This window comes from Maribacter sp. C-4077 (assembly GCF_055378385.1).
On sequence record NZ_AP038807.1, the window covers coordinates 1,560,990 to 1,584,383 of the forward strand.

At 45.1% G+C, this 23,394-nt stretch carries 16 protein-coding genes; 12 read left to right on the forward strand and 4 right to left on the reverse strand.

Annotated features, from left to right (window positions below):
- Window positions 1–171 precede the first annotated feature (171 nt).
- Window positions 172–1,485, reverse strand: a complete 1,314-nt coding sequence (locus ACZ41C_RS06820; protein ID WP_464565055.1) for a Gfo/Idh/MocA family protein — start codon at window positions 1,483–1,485, stop codon at window positions 172–174.
- 68 nt (window positions 1,486–1,553) lie between these two features.
- A complete protein-coding gene (locus tag ACZ41C_RS06825; RefSeq protein ID WP_464565057.1) occupies window positions 1,554–2,477 on the reverse strand; it encodes a formylglycine-generating enzyme family protein in 924 nt (307 codons plus the stop codon).
- Window positions 2,478–2,666: 189 nt separating this feature from the next.
- Between ACZ41C_RS06825 and ACZ41C_RS06830 the strand changes: the two genes are divergently transcribed.
- From ACZ41C_RS06830 to ACZ41C_RS06880, 11 genes are all read left to right on the forward strand, one after another.
- The gene (locus tag ACZ41C_RS06830) at window positions 2,667–3,968 is read left to right on the forward strand and encodes a TolC family protein (protein WP_464565059.1); all 1,302 of its coding nucleotides are present in this window, start codon (window positions 2,667–2,669) and stop codon (window positions 3,966–3,968) included.
- A gap of 42 nt (window positions 3,969–4,010) precedes the next feature.
- Window positions 4,011–5,093 carry an efflux RND transporter periplasmic adaptor subunit gene (locus tag ACZ41C_RS06835; RefSeq protein ID WP_464565061.1) on the forward strand — a complete coding sequence of 361 codons (1,083 nt, stop codon included), beginning with the start codon at window positions 4,011–4,013 and terminating at the stop codon, window positions 5,091–5,093.
- 123 nt (window positions 5,094–5,216) lie between these two features.
- Window positions 5,217–8,465, forward strand: coding sequence for an efflux RND transporter permease subunit (locus ACZ41C_RS06840; RefSeq protein WP_464565063.1), 3,249 nt, complete (start codon window positions 5,217–5,219; stop codon window positions 8,463–8,465).
- A gap of 239 nt (window positions 8,466–8,704) precedes the next feature.
- A complete protein-coding gene (locus ACZ41C_RS06845; protein WP_138256730.1) occupies window positions 8,705–9,010 on the forward strand; it encodes a hypothetical protein in 306 nt (101 codons plus the stop codon).
- A gap of 18 nt (window positions 9,011–9,028) precedes the next feature.
- Window positions 9,029–9,235, forward strand: coding sequence for a YgaP family membrane protein (locus tag ACZ41C_RS06850; protein ID WP_464565066.1), 207 nt, complete (start codon window positions 9,029–9,031; stop codon window positions 9,233–9,235).
- A 515-nt stretch (window positions 9,236–9,750) separates the two neighbouring features.
- Window positions 9,751–11,307: an arylsulfatase gene (locus ACZ41C_RS06855; protein ID WP_464565068.1), complete on the forward strand. Its 1,557-nt coding sequence runs from the start codon at window positions 9,751–9,753 to the stop codon at window positions 11,305–11,307.
- A gap of 208 nt (window positions 11,308–11,515) precedes the next feature.
- Window positions 11,516–12,319, forward strand: a complete 804-nt coding sequence (locus ACZ41C_RS06860; protein ID WP_154917798.1) for an SH3 domain-containing protein — start codon at window positions 11,516–11,518, stop codon at window positions 12,317–12,319.
- Between the two features lie 1,602 nt (window positions 12,320–13,921).
- The gene (locus tag ACZ41C_RS06865; RefSeq protein WP_464565071.1) at window positions 13,922–15,328 is read left to right on the forward strand and encodes an AGE family epimerase/isomerase; all 1,407 of its coding nucleotides are present in this window, start codon (window positions 13,922–13,924) and stop codon (window positions 15,326–15,328) included.
- A gap of 82 nt (window positions 15,329–15,410) precedes the next feature.
- Window positions 15,411–15,884 carry a (2Fe-2S)-binding protein gene (locus ACZ41C_RS06870; RefSeq protein ID WP_464565073.1) on the forward strand — a complete coding sequence of 158 codons (474 nt, stop codon included), beginning with the start codon at window positions 15,411–15,413 and terminating at the stop codon, window positions 15,882–15,884.
- 4 nt (window positions 15,885–15,888) lie between these two features.
- Window positions 15,889–18,075, forward strand: coding sequence for a xanthine dehydrogenase family protein molybdopterin-binding subunit (locus ACZ41C_RS06875; RefSeq protein WP_464565075.1), 2,187 nt, complete (start codon window positions 15,889–15,891; stop codon window positions 18,073–18,075).
- 401 nt (window positions 18,076–18,476) lie between these two features.
- Window positions 18,477–18,848 carry a hypothetical protein gene (locus ACZ41C_RS06880; RefSeq protein WP_138256722.1) on the forward strand — a complete coding sequence of 124 codons (372 nt, stop codon included), beginning with the start codon at window positions 18,477–18,479 and terminating at the stop codon, window positions 18,846–18,848.
- Window positions 18,849–19,215: 367 nt separating this feature from the next.
- On the opposite strand, the gene ACZ41C_RS06885 is transcribed toward ACZ41C_RS06880, so the two are convergent.
- A complete protein-coding gene (locus ACZ41C_RS06885; RefSeq protein WP_138256721.1) occupies window positions 19,216–19,671 on the reverse strand; it encodes a nucleoside deaminase in 456 nt (151 codons plus the stop codon).
- Between the two features lie 639 nt (window positions 19,672–20,310).
- Between ACZ41C_RS06885 and ACZ41C_RS06890 the strand changes: the two genes are divergently transcribed.
- On the forward strand, window positions 20,311–21,606 hold the full coding sequence (locus ACZ41C_RS06890) for an alpha/beta hydrolase family protein (protein ID WP_464565078.1): 1,296 nt from the start codon (window positions 20,311–20,313) through the stop codon (window positions 21,604–21,606).
- Between the two features lie 348 nt (window positions 21,607–21,954).
- Here ACZ41C_RS06890 and ACZ41C_RS06895 read toward each other — a convergent pair whose 3' ends face one another.
- Complete coding sequence (locus tag ACZ41C_RS06895) at window positions 21,955–23,394, reverse strand: c-type cytochrome domain-containing protein (RefSeq protein WP_464565080.1); 1,440 nt, start codon at window positions 23,392–23,394, stop codon at window positions 21,955–21,957.

Below are 23,394 nucleotides of genomic sequence, written 5' to 3' on the forward strand. Positions count from 1 at the left end.
TTTATATATAAAGAAAAGAGGCTGACTAAAAAGTCATTTCTACTGTCAATTCGAGCCGAGTCGAGAATTATAACTTTCTGGTTTTTAACGCATCTCGACTGCGCTCGATGTGACATATGAATGGAATTGTGACTTTTTGGACAGCCTCATTGCAAAAAGCTTTTTAAATGATTACAAAACCTTCGTCTTGCCCGGTGTCGGGATTTCGTAGAATCCATCTGCTTTTGGTAGTACCGGTGGTGGGGTATCCCAGGTCATGTCATCGGGCACCAGTTGGAGCGTGGATTGCATGGCATCCTCCCACTTGATAACCTCCCCGCTGTAGGTGGCCATACGGCCCATAATGGCCGTTAAGGTACTTTTGGCACCGTATTCCGCATTATTAAGTTCTGTATTTTCGCGAATCGCCTTGAACAAGCGGTTATGCTCTTCCTGGTACGGGTTATGCCCGGATGAATTTTCAAACTTCCCTATTTCGTTCCCTTCCAGATCATATAAGAAGGCCGCAGCGGCATCATTGGTACTAACAAATCCTTTGGTTCCCTGAAATTGTTCCGCTACCCTATTGTACGTACCCGGCTGATGCCTGCACTGACTGGAAATGACAGCACCGCTAGGATAGGTGAACTCTACGAAGTGATGGTCAAAAATCTCCCCATGGTCCTTGCCCGTACGTACCTGTCTTCCTCCCATACCCTGTGCCGAAACGGGAAATTCATCCAAAAACCAGTTGGCCACATCGATATTGTGAATGTGCTGCTCCAAAATATGATCCCCACAGAGCCAATTAAAATAGTACCAGTTGCGCATTTGGTACTCCAGCTCCGTATATTCCGGTTTTCTTGGCCGTACCCATACCCCGGCACTGTTCCAATACACCTGTCCTCCCACTAACTTACCAACCGCGCCTTTTTTAATTTCCTCCAATGCGGCCAAATAGTTTTCCTGATACCTGCGCTGCAGCCCTACTACCACTTTTAGGTTTTTGTCCTTGGCTTCCCGAGCATACTTTAGTACCTTTTGAATGCCGGGAACATCAGTAGCCACTGGTTTTTCCATAAATACATGCTTCCCATTTTCTACGGCATAGGCGAAATGGGCGGGCCTAAATCCCGGCGGTGTTGCCAAAATGACGACATCCGCAAGGTCAATGGCTCTTTTATAGCCATCAAATCCTACAAATTTGTTTTTCTCCTTTACGCTGAACTTACTGGTATCCTTGTACTTCTCATACAAGTTGTTGTAACTTTCGGTGAGCCTGTCCTCAAAAGCATCGGCCATGGCCACCAATTCGATGTTTTCATCGGCCTGTAGGGCCTGGTTTGCGGCACCGGAACCCCTTCCTCCACAACCTACCAAGGCTACTTTTAATTTCTTTTCATTGAAAATATTGAACATTCCCTTTGATTCAAGTGAAGGGGTCAATACCAATCCTGCCGAAGCCATGGTACTCCTTTTTACAAAATCCCTGCGTGTATTTTTCATTTTGCTTTGTTGTTTTTATTGATGGTTCTGTTGTTACTTTAACATGTTATGCTTAGGGTATTTAAAAATCAGTTGGCTTTTATCCAAAACGTATTGTCCTCTTCTATTTCGGGAACATTCATTGGTCTTACAATTCTAAACCCGACAAAGGCGGCATCCGTATTCCACCATTTGCTTTGGGGAAACTGGGGGTCGCGTACCTTCCATACCAAATCAGACCCCATACGGACCGTTGAACCTACTTCTTCGGCCGTATCCTTAAATGACCCTCCTCGAACCACAGTAGGATACGGTTTTGTAATAGGATGAAATACCTGGTCATTCGTATAGGCATCCTCAACATATTGGTCCAAGGTCCACTCGGCCACATTGCCATACATGTCATAGAGGCCCCATGGGTTGGGTTTCTTTTGTCCTACTTCGTGATAGCTCTCTCCACTATTTTCATCGAACCATGCGTACTCCTCTAGATTTCCATCATCCTCAAAAAAATAGGGTCCAGCACTTCCGGCCCTTGCAGCATATTCCCATTCGGCCTCTGTAGGCAATCGGTAATATACCCCGGTCAAAGCGGTAAGCCATTTACAGAACTGTGATGCGCCTAGCACGGTTACATTTGCCACTGGCAAGGAACCTTCGGAACCCATGCCCAACCCCATATCCACATAGGGGATGGTTGCTCCGGTAACGGCATCGATTTCAATAGTTTCGTTCTTCATGGCAGCGCCATCCAATTCCCGTTTTAAGAACTCGCGGTAAAGCTCCCAGGTAACCTCCTTGGAGGACATCCAAAAACCATCTACAGAAATCTTCCTTTGTGGATACGCATTTTTGTCTTCCGGATCGGTACTTCCCATTTGGAACGAACCGGAGGGAATCGCAACCATTTCAATTTCCAAATCGCTTCCAAACAGCTTCTGCGTATAGGCTTTTGGTTCCTGATGTACGTATACCAGCAGCATCATGGCGATTATAAGGGTAGTGATTTTCATATTTGAAATTCCTTATGAAGTTGGTATCTAGTAAATATATGAAATCATACTAATTCTTGATAACCATAGAAATGTCCGTTTTATAAAACCAACAATCGGTATCCATTTTCCTGCCATATGGGTTTGGTAACAAATGTTACTGCACAGCTTATTTCCCCAATCTAATTTTGTCCAAAATATATTACAACAATGAAATACCTACTAGGATATATTATTCTTTTCTCCTGCTATTTTGGGATAGGTCAAAATACCACGCCCATTACGAAGGAAGAAGTTATGACAAAAGTAATGCAGGCCAATAATACTCTTAAAATTGCCGCGCAAGATGCCCTTGCCGCCAAAGGGGATTACCTGCAGACCAATGCAGTTTTATTGCCGAACATAAGTGTTTCCCATACGGGAATCGCCACTACAAATCCCCTGATGGCCTTTGGTTCCAAATTGAACCAGCAGATCCTTACGGCGGCGGACTTCGACCCAACCCTATTGAACGACCCCAGGCAAATAGAGGACTATGCCACCAGGGTAGAAGTACAACAGCCCTTGATCAACGTGGACGGTATGTTTCAACGAAAGGCTGCCAAGGCGAAGTGGACGGCTACCGAATTGCAATCGGAACGCACTGGCGATTACATGGCTCTTGAAGTTGAAAAAGCCTATATGCAATTACAACTTGCCTATAAAACGGTGGACGTATTGGAAAAAGCGAAGGAAACCGCTTTGGAAAACCAGCGTATTGCGGAAAACAGCTTTGCCCAGGGATACCTACAGAAGTCGGACGTCTTGGCCGTTCAGGTACGGGTCACGGAAATAGACAACCAATTGCACTATGCCCAGAGCAATGTCCTCAATGCCAGCAACTATATATCGGTTCTCATGAACGAGACCCGTACTGCGGTGCTGAAACCGACGGACTCCCTCTCCGTGTCCTATTCGGACATCGATGCAGTATCGCTTTCCGAAAACCGTAAGGATATTTTGGCTATGGATTCCGCTACCGAGGCCTACAAACAAATGCACAAGGCGGATCAAATGTCCTTTCTCCCCAGATTGAATGCCTTTGGCACCTATGAAATGCATGACGATGAAGTCTTTCAGGGCGATGCTGATGGATATTTGTTCGGGGCAGAACTCAAATGGAACCTTTTTGAAGGAAGCAAGCGGTTTGGTAAATCACAGAAAAGCAAGGCCGAATACGACAAGGCCAAACTACAATTGGAGCAATACAAATCTGAAAGTGCGCTGGAACTGAACAGGGCAAAACGAAACTTGGAGAACGCCCAGAATAAGTTAAGGCTTACCCAATTGGCCTTGGAACAGTCCCAAGAATCCCTACGGATCCGTACGAACCGATTTGAGCAGGGCCTGGAAAAAACGACCGACCTGTTATTGGCCGAAACCCAATATTCCCAAAAAACTCTAGAATACTATAGGACCATTTTTGAACACAACTATGCCTTGGCATATGTACAGTTCCTGACAAAAATTTAATAATCAATACAGGTTAATGTAAGACCAAATACAAGAAGAAACATGAAAAATAAACTTTATATATCAGTAATGGCTTTGGCGGCACTCACCATATTTGCCAGTTGTGGAAACGACCAAAAAACAGCTGTGGCAACCAAAGGTGCTGCCATTTCGGTTACCACAAGTACCGTTACACAAAACAGCAATGACCCGTTCCTTACCGTAAGCGGCAAGGTGGAAGCGGCCAGAAGTGCGAACATCAGTACGCGTATGATGGGGTATGTGGATAAAATATACGTACAGGTTGGTGAAAAAGTGACCAACGGGCAGCTCTTGTTGAGCGTGAACAATGCGGATGTATCCGCCAAGTTGGCCCAAGTGAATGCCCATATTGCCGAGGCAACCGCCGCTTATAACAATGCCGAAAAGGATTATAACCGGTTTACCGCCCTTTTTAAGGAGAACAGTGCTTCCCAAAAGGAACTGGATGACGTTACGGCACATTATACTATGGCCAAGGCCCGATTGGAGTCGGCCAAACAAATGAAGAACGAGGTGAATGCACAAATGGGCTATGCGAACATTCGAGCTCCCTTTGGCGGCGTGGTGACCAATAAATTTATCAATGCCGGGGATATGGCAAACCCCGGAATGCCCCTTTTGGAAGTAGAGGCGCCAGGAACCTACCAAGTGTTGGCCATGGTTCCGGAATCCGAAATCACTGAAATAAAAAATGATACCCCTGTAAACGTCCTTATCAAATCCTTGGGGCAAAATGTAAAAGGTAAAGTGACCGAGGTAAGTTCCTCCTCTAAAAATACGGGAGGACAGTATTTGGTAAAGGTGGTTTTGGAAAAAACGGACATTCCCATACTATCCGGAATGTATGCCACCGTACAGTTCCCGGTAACCAAAAAAACGAACAATGCCGCGATTATGATACCTACGGATGCCTTGGTGACGAACGGAAGTCTCACCGGTGTGTATACCGTTAGTGAAAGTAATACGGCCCTCTTGCGATGGTTGCGATTGGGACGCACTTTTGGCGATCAGGTAGAGGTGTTGTCCGGTCTTACGCAGGATGAAAAATACATAGTTTCCGCGGAAGGAAAACTGTACAACGGAGCAACATTGGCGATACAATAAAAGGAAACGCGTTAGGGATTGCAGTGGTTACCCCGCACCTGCCTTGGCAGGGAGGCGTATGAACGGAAAGCCCGCCCGCCTGCCCCATTGGCAGGTGAAAACGCCCAACTAATAAAAAATAAAATGAAGGAAGGTTTAGCTGGCAAGATTGCCAAAATGTTCATAGGCAGTAAGTTAACGGTGCTACTAATGATCGTATTTATGGTCATTGGGGTCTATAGCTCCTTTTTGATCCCACGGGAGGAAGAACCACAGATCGATGTGCCCATGGCCGATATTTTTGTGGGATACCCCGGGGCGAGCCCAACCGAAGTGGAATCAAGGGTCATAAAACCCTTGGAGCAGCTCATCAGTAACATTAAGGGGGTGGAATATGTGTATTCCACGTCCATGAAGGAACAGGGAATGGTCATCGTGCAATTCTATGTGGGCGAAGATATTGAGCGCTCTTTCGTAAAGCTCTACAACGAGATCAACAAGCACATGGACCAGATGCCACAGGGGGTGACCTTTCCCTTGGTAAAGACCCGCGCCATAGATGACGTGCCCATGTTGGGGTTGACCCTTTGGAGCGAAAGCTACAGCGGCTATCAATTGGGGCAAATGGCCCAGGAGTTGGAAGCGGAAATCAAAAAAGTCAACGATGTGGCGGTGACCCATAAAATTGGGGGGCAAAACCGACAATTACGCGTGGTTCTGGACAAGGATAAATTGGCCGCCAGTGGGCTGGATTTCCTAAGTGTTTCCGAAATGATAAAAGGCAACAACGCCCAACTGAATTCGGGTAGTTTTGACCGAAACGATACCGAATTTTTAGTGAGTACCGGAAAGTTTTTGGAATCGGTAACCGATGTGGAAAACCTGGTCGTGGGCGTACAACAGAATAGACCGGTCTATCTCAAACAGGTGGCAGAAATTATCGATGGTCCGGAGATACCCCAAAATTACGTGAGTCTGGGCTTTGGCCAGGCCAGTGAAAAAGCTTCGGGATATCCATCCGAATATCCTGCCGTAACCCTATCCGTAGCCAAAAGGAAGGGAGCGGATGCCATGAAAATAGCAGAGGTAATCATAGATAAAGTGGACCATTTAAGAACTACCTTGATCCCGGACGATGTGCATGTGGAAGTCACCCGTAACTATGGCGAAACGGCCTCGCATAAGGTATCAGAATTATTGCTGCACCTCATAGGATCCATCATTGCCGTGACCTTTGTGGTCATGCTGGCCATGGGATGGCGCGGCGGTTTGGTCGTATTCCTTTCGGTGCCCATTACCTTCGCCTTGACCTTGTTGAGCTACTACATGCTGGATTATACATTGAACCGAATCACCCTTTTCGCCTTGGTATTCGTAACAGGTATCGTGGTGGACGACTCCATCATCATAGCGGAGAATATGCACCGACATTTTAAGATGAAACGGCTACCCTTTAAACAGGCCGCCCTATATGCCATCAATGAAGTGGGTAACCCAACCATTTTGGCAACTTTCACCGTAATTGCATCGGTATTGCCCATGGCCTTTGTATCCGGTTTGATGGGTCCTTATATGGCGCCAATGCCTATAGGTGCATCCATCGCCATGATCTTGTCGCTCTTTGTGGCCTTGACCATCACCCCGTATTTGGGATATATCTTCCTACGTGAAAAGGACAAAAAGGAGACCGTGGAGAAAGAGGAAAAACCCTTGGAGGATACATTGATCTATAAATTTTATGACAAGTTTGAGCGCCCCTTGATCGAGCACAAGGGAAAACGTTGGATGTTCCTTGGATTCACCTTCTTTTTGCTCATAGGGTCTATGTTGCTGTTCTTTACAAAATCGGTAGCGGTAAAAATGTTGCCTTTTGACAACAAGAATGAATTTCAGGTGGTCATCGATATGCCAGAAGGTACTACTTTGGAACGTACCGGAGTCGTAGCCCAGGAAATTTCCCAATACTTGGCCACCAGGCCAGAAGTGGTAAACTATCAAAATTATGTAGGTACTTCCGCCCCCATTACCTTCAACGGTTTGGTACGGCACTACGATCTTCGTGGCGGTAGTAATGTGGCGGATATTCAGGTAAACCTTATCGACAAGGGCGAACGAAGTGCCCAAAGCCATGATATTGCCAAATTGCTACGACCTGAAATACAACGCATCGCCTCAAAATACAATGCCAATGTAAAGGTGGTAGAGGTACCACCAGGACCCCCTGTACTTTCCACCATCGTGGCGGAAGTATACGGTCCGGACTACGATACCCAAATGCAAATTGCGGATAATGTTCAGGATATCTTGAAAAACACTCAAGATGTGGTAGATATCGATTGGATGGTAGAATCGGATCAAACAGAGTATCAGTTTGTCATAGATCGGGAAAAAGCCATGTTGTATGGGGTGGCCCCACAACAGATAGCCTATACCATGAATATGGCATTGAGCAATAGACCTATTGCGAATCTATATGATGAGAACGCCGTTCAGCAGGTGGGATTGGTATTGGCCTTGGATGAAAAGGAGAAATCTACCATAACGGACATTGCCCAATTGAAGGTAAAGTCGCAACAAGGGAATATGGTTCCCATTGCCGATTTGGTCGATATACAGCCCGTCACCAGTGCTAAGAGTATCTACCGTAAGAACCAGAAACGAGTGGTGTATGTCATAGCGGATATGGCCGGAGCATTGGAGAGTCCCGCCTATGCCATTTTGGGTATGGACGAGAAGTTAAAGGAAATTCCTTTGCCACAAGGCTATGAAATGAACGAGCTATACTTGGGCCAGCCCGAATATGAAGATGATTATACCGTGAAATGGGACGGTGAATGGCAGATTACCTTGGAAGTGTTCCGTGATTTGGGCATTGCCTTTATGGGGGCCATTATTCTCATCTATATTTTGATCGTGGGATGGTTCCAGAACTTTAAAGCGCCCGTGGTCATGATGGTGGCCATTCCATTGTCCTTAATCGGGATTATCCTAGGGCATTGGTTGATGGGTGCCTTCTTTACTGCGACTTCTTTTATTGGGATGATTGCCTTGGCAGGTATCATGGTGCGGAACTCGGTCTTGTTAATCGATTTTATCAACCTGCGTTTGGCCGAGGGCGTATCCTTAAAACAGGCGGCCATTGAAGCGGGCGCCGTACGTACGACCCCCATCCTATTGACAGCAGGAACGGTGGTTATCGGGGCATTCGTCATCCTTTTTGACCCTATTTTCCAAGGCCTGGCTATCTCCCTCATGGGAGGAACCATTGTCTCTACCGTATTGACATTATTGGTAGTGCCCTTGGTGTATTATATGATCGAAAAGAAGAATTATCCGGAAAGCTCCCTTACCCCCGAAGGAGGAACAACGGATGATGAGATTGACAGTATTTGATTTTCAGGGATTGGATGGTGCTTCAACTTCCAGAACGAGTGAAACCATGTAGCTGATATAAATTGGTTATAGGAAGCTGAAATGAAAACAATTGGACTTGAACTTGACATTTGAGCTTGAACTTGAAATTTGAACTTGAATTTTAACCGTATGAAATGAGCCATAACAAGTCTTGATACCAACCTTGATGGTTATTGGCGAATTGCATCTGACCTTTTATTAATATTAAATATAAACAGATGAAACTATTGATCGTCACCGTAGTGGAGGAGTTCGATACAGAAATCCTTCAAATGTTTAAAAAAGCACATATCGATAGCTATAGCGGCTCCGATATTGACGGCTATAAAAATGTTGCGCCCATGGTACGAACCGCCAGTTGGTTCCCCAGCGAAAAAGGCGGTGTGGAGTCCAGCCTTTTCTTCTCCTTTACGGAGGATGAAAATATCGACCAGCTTTTCGGCCTCATTAAGGAATTCAACAGTAAGATGGAAACCAATAACCCAATTAAAGCTGTTGTGGTCCCCATTGAAAAATCAATTTAAAAACTAAATCCAAAAAATATGATCAACAGATATATTCGTGCAATTGCCGGTACTTTTATCATCATTAGCGTACTATTGGCTCTCTATGTTAACATTAATTGGTTATGGTTCACCGTATTCGTTGGAGCCAACTTGTTGCAATCCTCTTTTACCAAATGGTGCTTGATGGAAGATATCCTTAGAAAAATTGGTGTCAAGGATGCCGATAAAGGATGTGAGGCCTAAACAAAATAGTTGCCCACTAACTTCTTCTACACAAAAAAAGCTCCCCACCCGGTTCTGGGAGGGGTGTTTCTAGATAGCGGAACGGGGAGGGTCGGGCAATAAATAGATTCTTCTTCCTCGCTATGCCCGTCATAAGAATGACAACAGACACCGATTTATCTTATTGAGCAAAGCGAAGTATCCGTTGTGGGAAAGATTGCCCAAAGGGATACCTAGCAGAGAAAATGGGGTCTGTCTCCGATACTTTTTCCATTGCCGAAAAAGTATCCAAATAAAGCTAGGCTGATAGTGGGATACTTAAAATCCAAGCAGTCCTTGGTCCACATCGCCCAAGCCGTTTTCCCCTAAACATCAATTCATTTCACTTGCCTTTTTTTACAACTAAGAAAAGCTCCCCTACCTGGTCAGGGAGGGGCGTTCCGCGAGAGCGGAACGGGGAGGGTCGTTCGGCATTAATCTCCATCCAAAACAAATCCGCCAATTTTTAGTAGCTTGTAGGAAGAAAATCGAACACCATGAAACCGACCTTTTCCCTGCTTTTATGCTCCCTTTTGATACTTGGCTGTAAAGAGGAACAAACAACCGAAGCTCCCAAACCACAAAAACCAAACATAATTTACATTCTTGCCGATGACCTAGGGTACGGTGAACTAGGCGTCTATGGACAGGAAAAAATAGAAACCCCAAACATAGATGCCCTCGCCAAAAGCGGTATGCTTTTTACCCAACATTATACCAGTGCGCCGGTCTGTGCCCCGGCTCGGTACATGTTATTGACCGGAAAACATTCCGGGCATGCCTATATAAGAGGCAATGATGAGTGGGGTGTACGGGGCGATGTATGGGATTATCGGGCAATGGCCAAAGATTCTACCCTAGAGGGGCAGCGGCCCATTCCTTCCGGCACAGTCCTATTACCACAAAAACTCAAGGAAGAAGGCTATGCCACGGGCATGGTGGGGAAATGGGGCTTGGGAGCCCCGCATACGGAGTCCATTCCCACGAAAATGGGGTTCGATTTTTTCTTTGGCTATAATTGCCAAAGGCAGGCACATACATATTATCCCCTTCATTTGTATCACAATGAAAATAGGGTACATCTGCAGAACGATACCATTGCACCGTCCACCAGATTTCCAGACGGAACGGACCCCAATGACCCCGCAAGCTATGCGGATTATACCCTAAAGGACTACGCCCCTGATTTGATGTTCGACCAAATGATCAACTTTATTTCCAACCAACAGAAAGACCCGTTCTTTTTTTATTGGGCCACGCCCATACCCCATAATGCGATACAGGCCCCGCAACGCTGGGTGGACTATTACAAGAAAAAGTTTGGTCCGGAAGAACCCTATTTGGGCGACAAGGGGTATTTTCCCCATCAAAATCCACGCGCAGGCTATGCAGCCATGATTTCCTATCTCGATGAGAATGTAGGCAAACTTATCGATCACCTTAAAAAAGAAGGCCTTTATGAGAATACGCTGATTATTTTTAGTTCCGATAATGGGGTCACCTTCACTGGAGGAACCGATGGCACTTTCTTCAACAGCTCCGGACCTTTTGGTGAGGAACGGGGCAAGGGAAAAGGCTTTGTGTATGAGGGAGGTATCCGCGTTCCAATGATCGCCAGTTGGCCGGGCCATATTCAAGCAGGTTCCAAGACGGACCATATTTCGGTACAGTATGATGTGATGGCTATGCTGTCCGATTTAATCGGCTATGAAAAACCTTCGGACACGGATGGTATCAGTTTTTTACCCACGTTGTTACAGCATGAAGGACAGGAGGAGCATGAATTCCTTTTTTGGGAATTCCCGGAATACGGGGGTCAGGTCGCCATTCGGATGGGCGATTGGAAAGTGGTACGTCAACATTTAAAGGATGACGAAAGTCCCACTTTGGAACTTTATAATCTACAAACGGACCCCGCCGAAACCGAAAATGTCGCTGCCCAGCACCCCGAAATTTTGGAAAAGGCCGCTGCCATTTTTGCTAGGGAACATACCAATGCGGAAACGGAACCGTTTCGGATTCCATTGATAGAATCGGGATTATTGGGTTCTTGATCTTGAGGGATGTGTTCATTATTTAGCCATGATCTACCCTAAAATCACTGTTAATGGTTTTATAAATACCGTAGTTCATCCACAAAACAACACTTTTCATCGATATTGTCGGCTCTTGATATTTAGCATCACGTAGGTATAAGGAACCGGGTTCATACAGACCATTAGCTAGGTCAACGTTCTTTATTTACTATTAAATTTCTTTACGATGAAAGCAAAACAGATATTGTCCATCCTTACCATACTAACCATCTGTTTGTCTACCAAGGCCCAAGAAAAAGTGCACTGTATCTATGAAGATTGTGGCTTTGAACCCGGGCAGACCGTGTACCTATTTGGCGACCAGGTACAACTACGGGAAGCGCCTACCACAAATTCCAAAGTGCTGAAAACCCTTTCCATAGGTTCGCCTTTGGTTATCCAAGAAAAGCACGAAAACTCATGGCCCTATAAAGGCGTTGACCACCCATTTTACAGGGTAACCTATAAGGGCGTAGCGGGCTATGTCCTTGGCGGACTCATTTCCTTGGAAAAAAAGGTGATAAATGATGTGGTCCATCTTTTCGGGCGGAGCAAAACGGGCGATGAGGATTATCTCTTGATACGCTCCTTAAAGAACGATGGCAGTTTTATCGAAAAATCCACCCGGTTGGCCAATGGCCAGTTCTATTTAAGTGCTTTGGGAAATAAGGGTCTCCCGAATATTGAGGGAATCCTATTTATAGATTATCTGGCTGAAGCCTGTGGGGTCGAAGGCGGTGGCATTTACCTTTTTCAACAGGAAGGCGCCCTGCACCAAGTGGCCCGACTTTCCCAAACTTCCGATGCAGGGGTCTATTATTACTGGGAGGAATTCATTTTCCCCGAAGACCAATATGGCGTACCTGGAAAAATCCGCTATAAAAAGGAAATAGGGGAAAACTTTAATGAAGCGGCCGAGTGGGAAAAGATGAGCAAAGAGACCAAAATACTGGTCTGGAACAATCTTAATCTGGAGCTGGCACAGCGATAATAGCAATGATTTCGATCTAAACCTGTCATCAAGAGTGACAGGTTTTTGTTTTGTAATACCACGGTCTGTTCGTCACTTCGAGCCCTTGGAAAAAATTTTCGTTGAAATGTGAATGGCATTTTTTTGAACGGAGTGTGTAGATTTCAATGGTGGTTCTATATTTATAAATTAGAGTTTGTAGTGTCCGTTGAAAATCAGCGATAATGAACGAAGGGTTGGAAGTACGGTGCGTTGGCACAACGCATGTAAACCCGATAGTGAATGGTGCGCAGCAATTGCCTATTTTCAACTTGATTTTTTTGCTTCGTTTTTTTATCAAGAAAAAAATGAAGGGAAAGCCACGAGTATAGATGCAATCTAAATATCCGGCAATTTTTATGTTAAGAATTATGTCATTGGTAGTGAATTTTTGAGGTACGAGAAAATTTGTATCGATAAGCATTCGGGTAAACAAGGAGCCTGCCCTGAGCGAAGCCGAAGGGTTCTCGATACAACGTCTCTTTCAGGAAGCCACTCGAACAGAAAATCGTAGAAACACCCTTCAATAATAAGAGAAGAAGGCTCTTGTGGATTTCCCGTAGTCCCGATGGGCATCGGGGACTCTGTCGAAATGACTAAAATAAACCAAATGTCATTTTGAACCGACCGATAAGGAGCGTGAGAAATCTAAAATTCCAACCAACATTTTTGAAACCTTTTTTCGGCGATGGAAAAAGTGTCGAATTCCAACCCTCCCCATTTCACTAAAGCGAAAGACCCCTCCCTACTCAGGGAGGGGAGCTTTTTCTGGGTAAAAAATATGGGCATTTCCAACTTGGGAAAAGCAGCTTGGAAAAATGACGGACAATGACCAAATACCGAATTTTTGATTCCCCTTCCAGAAGAATACATCGAGAAAGCTCGGAAAGGTACCTGTTCCGTGCAACGGAACGGCCGAGTTTCGAGATGGGTTTTACGAAGTAAAAATTCCTACTGGAAAGTACACTTTCTTTTTGCTTCGTTTTCTTTAGGCAAGTAAAGAAAATGAAGAATAATTGTGTTCATTTTTTGTCTTCCCGATGGGAATAGGGATTCCGTCGAAATGACTAACTTGAACCAAATGTCATTTCGAACCGAAACAGAGTGGAGCGTGAGAAATCTAAAATTCAAATCTATTCTTTTTGAAACCTTTTTTCGGCGATGGAAAAAGTATCGGAAAACCAATCCACTAAGTTTTACTAAAACGAAACAACGCTTCTTGGACAGAAAAGATAGTTTTTTTGGATTTCTCTTAGTCCCGACTCCTATCAAAACTCAGTGGAAATGACTAGTTAAACACAGTATGTCATTTCGAACTGAATGTAATGAATGTGAAAAATCTAGGCTTATGAAATGAGATTTCTCAGTCGCAAGCTCCTTAGAAATGACTAAAGTGAACCAAATACCGTTTCGAGCCTGTCAGACTGAGCGGCTCGCCCTGAGCGCAGCCGAAGGGAGTCGAAGTCGACTGAAAAGACCGTGAGAAACCAATAGAAAAACCTTCCATTATCTCCTGAAAAGCTACCTCCTATTTCTTTGAAAATTAATCTGTAGCTTTAGGTATAATCATTCTTGGCCTGACATATGAGTTTAAAAAACACTTTATTTCTACATAGTTCCTATGGATTTCTGATTGTATACTTTTCATTGCTATGCTTTTCCTGTAGAGAAATTCCTAGTGAGAATAAAGACCCTAAAAAAGAACTCCTCACGGCATTGGAAGCTTCATTGGATACCTTAGCGAAGGTCTGGTATCCAAAGACTGTCGATAGCACCCATGGGGGATTCTGGTCGGACTTTGATTATAAATGGGACAAGATTGGAAAGCAAAACAAGATGTTGGTGAGTCAGGCTCGGCATGTTTGGACCGCCTCCACCTTGGCAATGTATTACAATGACCCCAAATATCAGCAAATCGCCAAACACGGATATCAGTTCTTAAGAGATCATATGTGGGATTCCCAGCACGGTGGTTTCCATACCCTGTTAGGTGTAGAAGGGGATTCCCTGAAGCTATTATCCACTGGGAAAAGCGCCTATGGCAATTCTTTCGCCATTTACGGACTGGCCACATATTACAAGGTCTCAAAAGATACAACAGCTTTGAATTTGGCAAAAAAAACCTTCCATTGGTTGGAAGAACATGCCCATGATCCAGAATATGGAGGCTATTTTGATGTGTTGCAAATGGATGGTTCCTGGATGTTAGATGTTACTGAAAATGATCTTAATTATGACAATTATATCCGGAAGAACTGGAAGGATCAAAACTCGTCGATACATCTATTGGAGAGTTTTACAGCTTTATATGAGGTATGGCCCGATGCCTTGGTAAAAGAACGGCTGGAAGAACTTTTGGTGCTGATTAGGGATACCATCACCACGGAAAAAGGCTATCTCACCCTGCACTTGCAACGGGACTGGACACCCGTTTCCTATAAAGATTCTACGGAAAGTGTCCGCAAAGAAAACTTCTTCTTGGACCATGTCTCCTTCGGTCATGATGTAGAAACCGCCTTTTTACTCTTGGAAGCCTCCCATGTGCTGGGCAAGAAAAACGATACGCTTACCATGGGGAAGGCAAAAACCATGGTAGACCATGCCTTGGATTGGGGCTGGGACAGCTCAAAAGGTGGATTTTACGAAGGGGGTTACTATTGGGGCGAAACCAATACAAGAACCATTGAAGACACCCGGAAGGTATGGTGGACGCAGGCAGAATGTCTGAACACGCTGTTGCTCATGTCCAAACTGTATCCTGAAGAACCTCGTTATTACGAGTTGTTTGAGAAACAATGGCACTATATTAACACCTATCTGATAGACCATACCTATAACGGTTGGTTTGACGCTGGTTTAGATAAAAGTCCAGAAGCGGAAAAAAAGGCCAAGGCCCAGATTTGGAAGGTAAACTATCACAATGTCAGGTCGTTGATGAACGTCATAAAAATAATGAAGGGCGAATTTGAATTGACCGATTCCCACCAATAAATGCTTTTGGAATCCTTAAAGTTTCCAGCTACCGGCCAAACGGCTTTTCTTTTTTTGCTAACTTAACGGAAACTAAATGATTATGGCTACCTATTCACTGAATATTAATGGAACCTCATATGAGGTCGATGTAGCCCAAGGCACTTCTTTACTTTGGGTATTGCGGGAACACTTGGGACTTACGGGTGCTAAATATAGTTGCGGTATCGCGCAATGTGGTAGTTGCACCATCCATTTGGATGGGAATCCGGTCAGGGCCTGTGTCCTTCAAGTGGACAATGTGGCCAATGGACAGAAAATCAAGACTATAGAAGGTCTGTCTGAAAATGGTGACCATCCCTTGCAAAAGGCGTGGGTAAAAGCGCAGGCACCTCAATGTGGCTACTGCCAATCGGGGCAAATCATGCAGGCGGCCGCACTCTTGGAAAAAAATCCGAATCCGTCACGAGAAGAAATCAAAAGCCATATGAACGGGGTGCTTTGCCGTTGTGGCACCTATTTACGCATCCTAGAGGCCATAGAAATGGCCAAGGAACAAACCACTACAACTTCCTAAGGCCATGAAAAATATCAGCAAAAAAACAATAGCACCGGTAGGCCGCAGGCAGTTTCTAAAATCCTCTGGAGGAGCGGCCCTTTTTATTGGAGTTTCGGGACTATTGCCCAATTTAATCTCCTGTACGGATGCCAAAGGCATGCAGGGCCAATTCGCAAAACACGACGTCACGGCTTGGGTACGCATCACCGAAGATGGCCAGATAACCATCTACAATCCCGCGGCAGAAATGGGCCAGGGATCCATGACGGCACTTCCGGTCATTTTTGCCGAAGAAATGGATGCGGATTGGTCCAACGTGAACGTAGAATTTTCTCCCCAGGAATCGGACATTTACGGTTCCCCGGGATGGCAACCCGGCACCAAGCTTATGTTCACTGTGGGCAGCCGCACCACGAATAGCTATTATACCGTAATGCGCAAAGCGGGGGCTCAGGCCCGTTATGTGTTGCTACATTCCGCGGCAACTCATTGGAAGGTGCCCATCGAAGAATTGACTACGGGTTCCAGTACGATCATTCACGAAAAAAGCGGGCAAAAAATATCCTATGGTGACTTGGTAGCCTATTTGACCATGCCCGAAACCTTGCCCGATTTTAATGATGGGGGATTAAAGGATCCTAAAGATTTTAAATTAATCGGAAGTCAAATACCCCGTACGGAAATCCCACAAAAAGTGGACGGCAGTGCCCAGTTCGCCATCGACCTTCGTTTACCCGATATGGTCTATGGTGTTTTGGAACGGGGTGCCTTACATGGGGCCAAACCCACCCTGAACAACGAATCGGAAATCCTGGCCATGGATGGTGTTTTAAAAGTTGTGCCTTTTGACTATGCTATTGGTATTGTGGCCAATACCTTGGAGGCTGCCTTGACAGCCAAAAAAGCGCTTAACATTTCATGGAGCGATGCGCAGGCCTCCGGATTCAACTCGCAGGAAATTTACGATGTGTATGCCCAAATGGCCAGTGCCCAAGAAAAGGGAAATACCGTTAATGAAGTGGGAGATGTGGACCAAGCTTTTCGGACGGCGGCCAAAACCTATGAGGCCGAATTTAAGAACGATTACGTATACCATGCCCAAATGGAACCACTCAACGCGGTGGTTAAAGTAGCTGCTGATGGCCAAAGTGCCGAAGTCTGGGTAGGTAGCCAACAGGGTGCGGATACCAAATTGGGGATTCCCGATCTCTTGGGCATTCCCCACGAAGCCGTTAACATTCACCTGCAATATTTAGGCGGAGGCTTTGGACGACGTAGTATGAACGATTTTGTCCTGGAATGTGGTCGCCTTGCACAGGAAATGGCACCCAAGCCCGTAAAGTTGATTTGGACCCGAGAGGATGATGTACGCTATGGTGCCTATAGACCCTTAACGTTACAGCGACTCAAAGTAAGTGCCGATGCCCAAGGAAACCTCAGCGGTTTCTCGCACTGTGTGGTGGGCGATGGTGGCAATCTGGTGGCCGGCGGAACCCGAAACGACCATTATGCCATCCCCAACCAATGGGTGGAATGGCGGGAAGCCTCGCATGGGGTACGTCTAAAACATTGGCGTTCCGTGGGGCATGGCCCAAATAAGTTTGCTATTGAGGCCATGATGGATGAGGTGGCCCAGGACCAGAACATAGATCCCGTGGCATTGCGAAAAAAACTGATGGCCGATTCCCCGCGCGCTCTGGCTACCTTGGAAAAAGTGGCCGAAATTTCGGAATGGGAAGCTCCCTTGCCCGAAGGTCGGGCCAAAGGCGTCGCCTTTGTGGAACATGGTTCCTTGGGAACCGGCGTATGTGAAATTTCGGTGGACCGCAACACGGGAAAAATCAACGTGCACCATTTTTGGATCGCCCTGGATGCCGGTGTGGTGGTACAACCGGACAATGTAAAGGCCCAGATGGAAGGGGGCATTATTATGGGCATCAGCTCCGTACTCAAAGAACAGATTACCTTGGTGGATGGCCAAGTACAACAAAGCAATTACGACAATTATCCACTCTTGCGCATGCAGGAAGTACCCGATAGTATTGAAACGGTGATTATTCCCTCAGCAGAACATCCGGAAGGTGTGGGCGAGACCGCTACCCCCATGGTGGCCGGGGCTATTGCCAATGCCTTTTTAAAATTGACGGGCAAACGCTTGCGGCACCTACCTTTTACCCCAGACCGGGTGTTGGCGGTGTTGAATAGTTAGAGTAATGGTCTATAATATCAATAAAAGAATTTCGGAGTCAATACATATAAACCCGAAAACAACTAAAAATAAATGTCCGTAGACACCTATAGAACCTGTCAAAATTGTGGAACCGAAAATTTAAATCGGGATTATTGTAAAAACTGTGGGGAAATAATCAATATTAATTTAAAAAGAAAGCTTGAACGCCAGCAAAAGGCAAAGGAAAAGAGAGAAACCCAAAAGGTAAAGAAAAAAAATAAAATAACCCTCTTTTTTGAAGACGCAAAGCAACATGAGAATATAGTCATCCGGTATACCGCCCGCTTTTTTTACTCGATTTGGATTGTGGTACTGGCCATAGGTTCTTTTTTAGCGTTGGTTTTTGGATATATTGCGGCTTAGGATTTGAAACCATTCCGATGAAGCAGGTCTTTCTAACATTTCAAAAACACTATTTTCAGGTATTTTCACTCTTTGCGGTGTTGATCTATTTGGCGCAACGCTTGGAGATATCCCTTCCAGCGCTAGCAAATAATTATCTGAACGATTTCTTGTGTATGCCCATTGTACTGAAAATTTGTTTGGAAGGGGCGCGATTTATAAAATCGGACAATAGATTGCAATTGCCCCCTATGTTGTGCTTCACAGTCACCCTGCTATTCGCTGGCTACTTCGAAGGATATCTGCCCATTATAAATGCGCGCTATACACAAGACCCTTGGGACTTACTTTGCTACGCCGCAGGAATGTGCTTGTTTTTTTGGTTAGAGCGAAGAATACGTACAGAATGATCATCATTTTGTAGACCATAGCTTGCAGGTGTCGAACGGTTACCTGATTCACAAATTGACCAATATGTCATTTCGAATCGAGTATAGAAATCCAAAAAATATCGAATAAACATTCTGTCACTTCGAGTGTTTTCAAACGAACGGTAGTGAAGTCGAAAATGTATCGAGAAGCTTTCTAGTAAAAAAACTGCCTTGATCGGCCAGTCCACAGCTTGTTCACTGAGCTGAGTCAAAATGACCCAATCACTCCCGATGTCATTTTGAACTGAATATAATGAACGTGAAAAATCTAAAATTCCATTCTATCGTTTTTGAAACCTTTATCGGCGATGGAAAAAGTATCGAATTCTAACCCTTCCCATTTCACTTAACGAGAAACACCCTTTTCCTCCCAAACCGATATGGCCTCCTTAGCCAATAGCTGCGTCATTCTAAATTCCTTGTGCCGCTGGTCGCTATCCATTTCGTAGTAACAATTGGAATACACATATCCATAATCCTTGGCATCCTGCGCAGAGGCCCCAAAATAAACGGCTTTAAACTGCGCCCAATAACAGGCTCCCAAACACATCATACAAGGTTCGCAACTGGTATATAGCACACAATCTTGTAAGCCATCCTTACCCAGTTTTTTAGCCGCAATTTGAATGGCGTGTAGCTCCGCATGCTGCGTAATGTCCTGTTCCTTTTTTACTTGGTTGTGTACGGCGCACACCACTTGATCTTTTAATACGATTACCGCCCCAAAAGCACCTCCGGTAGAAGCGCTTTTCCCCTCTTTGGCCTTTGTGATGGCCATTTGCATATAGGTCTCGTGTGTCATGGTGTTTTGTTGTTAAAGATAAGTCGATTGATTGCGACTACCGTGCTCGTTCACCCGAACATGGGATATAATCTTTATTTGGAACTATCTTTCTCAGTTGATGACCAATACCTTTTTTAAGGTTTATAGAAAATATCATTTCGAATGGAAGCTGAGCCAAAAACAGGAAAGTGTGAAAAATATTAAAATATGCCGTGGGATTTCTGATTTGTCAATATTTTCAATTCTTAAGCATTTGCCTATAATATTAAACTTTACTTCTTATATCCAACGAAAATATCCCCATAATTGGGTATTTTTTAGTTTGATTCCGCATCCTTTCTTTGTGCCCGTAAAAATAGGCCCATTTCTGGATAGCAGCAATAACATATTTCGGGGGAACATTGAAATTGCGAACAGGGTGGGCCTTTACAAGATACGTGATTATCCTATAATATACCAAATTACTTTCCTGAAGGCATCGAACCTACTAGGCCCAACATTCAAAAGCGCATCCTAAAAGCGTGCGGCTATACCGGCCATTTTAACGAAATAGCCTTATGGAATATCGTAATGTCCCAAATGCCTTGTAAATTTTGACTTGGCTGTTAGGAAACAATCAAATTTAAGTATCTTGATTACCTAACGTAAAACGTGATCATGAAAGGTAAAAAAATCTGCTCCATGCCATTTTTGGCCATATTCTTTCTTGCACTGTGTGCTGGAAAAACGCTTAACGCCCAACAAGAATTTCTATACGGTGATCTCTTACCGGATGCGCCGAAACTTGCCGCACGGGGCAAACACACCGTAGGGGTCCAAACCATGGAGCTCTTCCATAAAGATCAAATTGACATCCTAAATTCTAAAGGAGGAAAGGACGTGCTTTACGATCGACCTCTGACCGTTGAAGTTTGGTATCCTGCAGCAGTAGCATCAGCCAACAACGTATTGACGACATATGAAGAAGTAATGGGCACGCGTGGGGATAGCCTGCGCCCATTGATTCCCTTTACTTTTAAAGGCAGGGCCGTTCGAGACGCAGCACCAAAAACAACGGAAGGTGCTTTTCCCTTGGTAATAGTTTCGCATGGCTATGTAGGTTCGCGCTATTTGATGACCTATCTCACAGAAAATTTAGCATCCAAAGGGTATGTAGTTGTTGCCATTGACCATACCGATTCTACTTTTAGGGACGCCAATGCGTTTTACAGTACCTTGCTGAACAGGGCCAAGGACATCACATTTGTTTTAAATGAAATGGCTGCTTTGACCAATACCCCCTTTGGGAAAATTACGGATGTAGACCGTACGGGCATAATTGGTTATTCCATGGGCGGCTATGGTGTTTTAAATGTGGGTGGTGCGGGTTATAGTGATGGTGCTGCTGGTTTCTTCGGACAAATGACAGGGGGCAGCACGGCTATCCAATCCCTAGTAGCTAGCAATCCCGATTATCAAGAATCCATTGATCCACGCATAAAGGCGGTCGTAGCCTTTGCCCCTTGGGGTATGGCGCGGGGGGTTTGGGATGCTGAAGGGTTAAAAGGGTTAAAAAAACCCACTTTTTTCATTGCCGGCAGTCAGGATGATATATCCGGCTATGAAAATGGTATCAAGGCCCTATATGAAGGAGCTATCAATGCAGACCGATACCTGCTTACCTATATGAATGCAAGGCATAATGTGGCCCCAAATCCACCACCGACCGAATCCTTGGCGCCCGGACTCCACATGGATGAATATTATCGCTATGCAGATTCCTCATGGGACCAGCGTAAAATAAATAATGTTAATCAACACTTTGTCACCGCATTTCTGGGTACCCATCTAAAGGGAGAGGACCATTCCCTACTCTTGGACATTCCTAAAAACTCCAATGAGAAGGATTGGCCCGGTTTTAAACCACGCTCATCCACCGGCATGGAATTGTTACATGCACAGGGAATGGAATAGAAAAAATAGATAGTTCAATCTGATGCAAATTATAAGGTCTTGGTTTGGCTTTTTGGTCCAAGACCATTCAAGACAGTGTTCTTTACAGGTCCATTTATTGACCTAAAGTTTTGCTTAAGGGCATTTATCGCTAAAGTCGTTGATGTACCTTGACAAATAATACTCATTTTGATAAACAAAAAGAGGCTAGTTAAAGATAGGTAGACCACCTCACTTGGTGCAACAACAAAAACCTACCCTTGGTTAGCATTTTTGTTTGGTGGACTCTTCTCTTGACCAATGGCATTTGTGATGGAACATTAAAACGGGAAAGCATTTTGGTAAACAGTTTCTTATTAAAGGGCAAACTTATTGGAGACTGCTGGTATCCGTGGAATCGGTCGTTACAAAAAAGTCCTTGATCTCGGGGTCTATGCCCTTGTATACCTGAAGTGCGGGACGCTCTTTTTGAAGGGCTTCCAGAGCCGCATCGGAGATATTCGTATCCCAAACATAGAGTTTGGAGAGCTTCGGCAACTGTTTGAAAACTTCTACGCTCCGATCCGTTATTCCCGTTTGGTATACCTTGAGGAGGGTCAGGTTCTGCAAATTCGTAAGCGATTGTAACTCTTTGTCCGTCAACGGGGTTCCATCAATTTCCAACCATTCCAGATTCGTACAGGAGGCGATTGTGGCCATCTCCTCAGTGCCAACCGGCAGGCCGCTCACATCCAATTCCACGAGGTTGTCCGCTACCCGTTTTAAATCCGTTATCGGTTTGGGGTCATAGTTTGGTGGCGCATAGACGTCCACACTAAGGGCGTTGGAGTTGGCCGCCATTCTTTCAATGGTGAGATAGTCCGAGGACAGGTTCTGCAAGGTACTATCCGCAACCGTGGCAAAACTCCTCCATTTTTCTTCGTGGTCCGGCGTCCTCATTTCCTGTATGAGCGCTACCAGCGGTTCCGAGGGTTCTAGCTGGTCCAGTCGTACCGTATCGGGAGCGCCCAGGGTAATCCAACGTTCCAAGATATTGATTTCGAGTTCGCTCAAAGGGGTCTTTCCCTCTGGTGGCATATGGTCCTCGTCCTCTTTGGGCAGCCGTACACGCCGTACCAACAAACTCTTTTCCAAATCCCCGGGTACCACGGCCGGGCCGTGTTCTCCCCCTTTAAAAAGTTGGTCAAGGTTTGTCATCAAGAGTTCGCCTTTTTGTTTGTTGGGGTTGTGGCAGGATAGGCAGGTATTGTCCAAAATACGCATCACGACATCCGAATAAATATTCGGGTTTTCGGGTATTTTATCCAGTCTTTTGCTTTGTGGAAAGGCCAAAAAATCCGGTCCATGGGTGACCATTCCCCCATAGTGGCCCGTAAACCCAATAAGTCCTATGAGTACGACCTGGATTACTTGTTGGTAGCGTATTTGGGTTGGAAACATATTTACAAAGGCATACCATACAGTCGATAGCAATGCCAGGGCCCCACCCAACCATTGGTGCCAAACGAGCAGGTCTCCTTTTACCAAGGTATCCTTCCCTAGAAAAAATCCTGATATGGCCGTAACCAAGGCCGATACAACCGCAACTATTAGCAACCTTTTCGGCACATTTTTACCTGTTAGGCTCAAGAAAATTGCTATAAGCAGCAGCACAATGGGGAAATGCAGCACCAAGGGATGCCACCGTCCCAACCAGGATACCCATGCCGGCAATTCCATGTAGGATTCAAACAAAAGGCAGAAAACCAAAAAGACGGAAAGCCCCAAAATGAGGTAGTCTACCCAGCGTTTTTGCGTAGACTTTGTCAT

Excerpts from the sequence above, each read along its gene's own strand:
- ACZ41C_RS06870 (WP_464565073.1), top strand. The coding sequence starts at position 15,411 with ATGGCTACCTATTCACTGAATATTAATGGAACCTCATATGAGGTCGAT.
- ACZ41C_RS06835 (WP_464565061.1), top strand. The coding sequence starts at position 4,011 with ATGAAAAATAAACTTTATATATCAGTAATGGCTTTGGCGGCACTCACC.
- ACZ41C_RS06860 (WP_154917798.1), top strand. The coding sequence starts at position 11,516 with ATGAAAGCAAAACAGATATTGTCCATCCTTACCATACTAACCATCTGT.
- ACZ41C_RS06895 (WP_464565080.1), bottom strand. The coding sequence starts at position 23,394 with ATGACAAAGTCTACGCAAAAACGCTGGGTAGACTACCTCATTTTGGGG.
- ACZ41C_RS06890 (WP_464565078.1), top strand. The coding sequence starts at position 20,311 with ATGAAAGGTAAAAAAATCTGCTCCATGCCATTTTTGGCCATATTCTTT.
- ACZ41C_RS06820 (WP_464565055.1), bottom strand. The coding sequence starts at position 1,485 with ATGAAAAATACACGCAGGGATTTTGTAAAAAGGAGTACCATGGCTTCG.
- ACZ41C_RS06855 (WP_464565068.1), top strand. The coding sequence starts at position 9,751 with ATGAAACCGACCTTTTCCCTGCTTTTATGCTCCCTTTTGATACTTGGC.
- ACZ41C_RS06840 (WP_464565063.1), top strand. The coding sequence starts at position 5,217 with ATGAAGGAAGGTTTAGCTGGCAAGATTGCCAAAATGTTCATAGGCAGT.
- ACZ41C_RS06880 (WP_138256722.1), top strand. The coding sequence starts at position 18,477 with ATGAAGCAGGTCTTTCTAACATTTCAAAAACACTATTTTCAGGTATTT.
- ACZ41C_RS06825 (WP_464565057.1), bottom strand. The coding sequence starts at position 2,477 with ATGAAAATCACTACCCTTATAATCGCCATGATGCTGCTGGTATACGTA.
- ACZ41C_RS06865 (WP_464565071.1), top strand. The coding sequence starts at position 13,922 with ATGAGTTTAAAAAACACTTTATTTCTACATAGTTCCTATGGATTTCTG.
- ACZ41C_RS06845 (WP_138256730.1), top strand. The coding sequence starts at position 8,705 with ATGAAACTATTGATCGTCACCGTAGTGGAGGAGTTCGATACAGAAATC.
- ACZ41C_RS06850 (WP_464565066.1), top strand. The coding sequence starts at position 9,029 with ATGATCAACAGATATATTCGTGCAATTGCCGGTACTTTTATCATCATT.
- ACZ41C_RS06885 (WP_138256721.1), bottom strand. The coding sequence starts at position 19,671 with ATGACACACGAGACCTATATGCAAATGGCCATCACAAAGGCCAAAGAG.
- ACZ41C_RS06875 (WP_464565075.1), top strand. The coding sequence starts at position 15,889 with ATGAAAAATATCAGCAAAAAAACAATAGCACCGGTAGGCCGCAGGCAG.
- ACZ41C_RS06830 (WP_464565059.1), top strand. The coding sequence starts at position 2,667 with ATGAAATACCTACTAGGATATATTATTCTTTTCTCCTGCTATTTTGGG.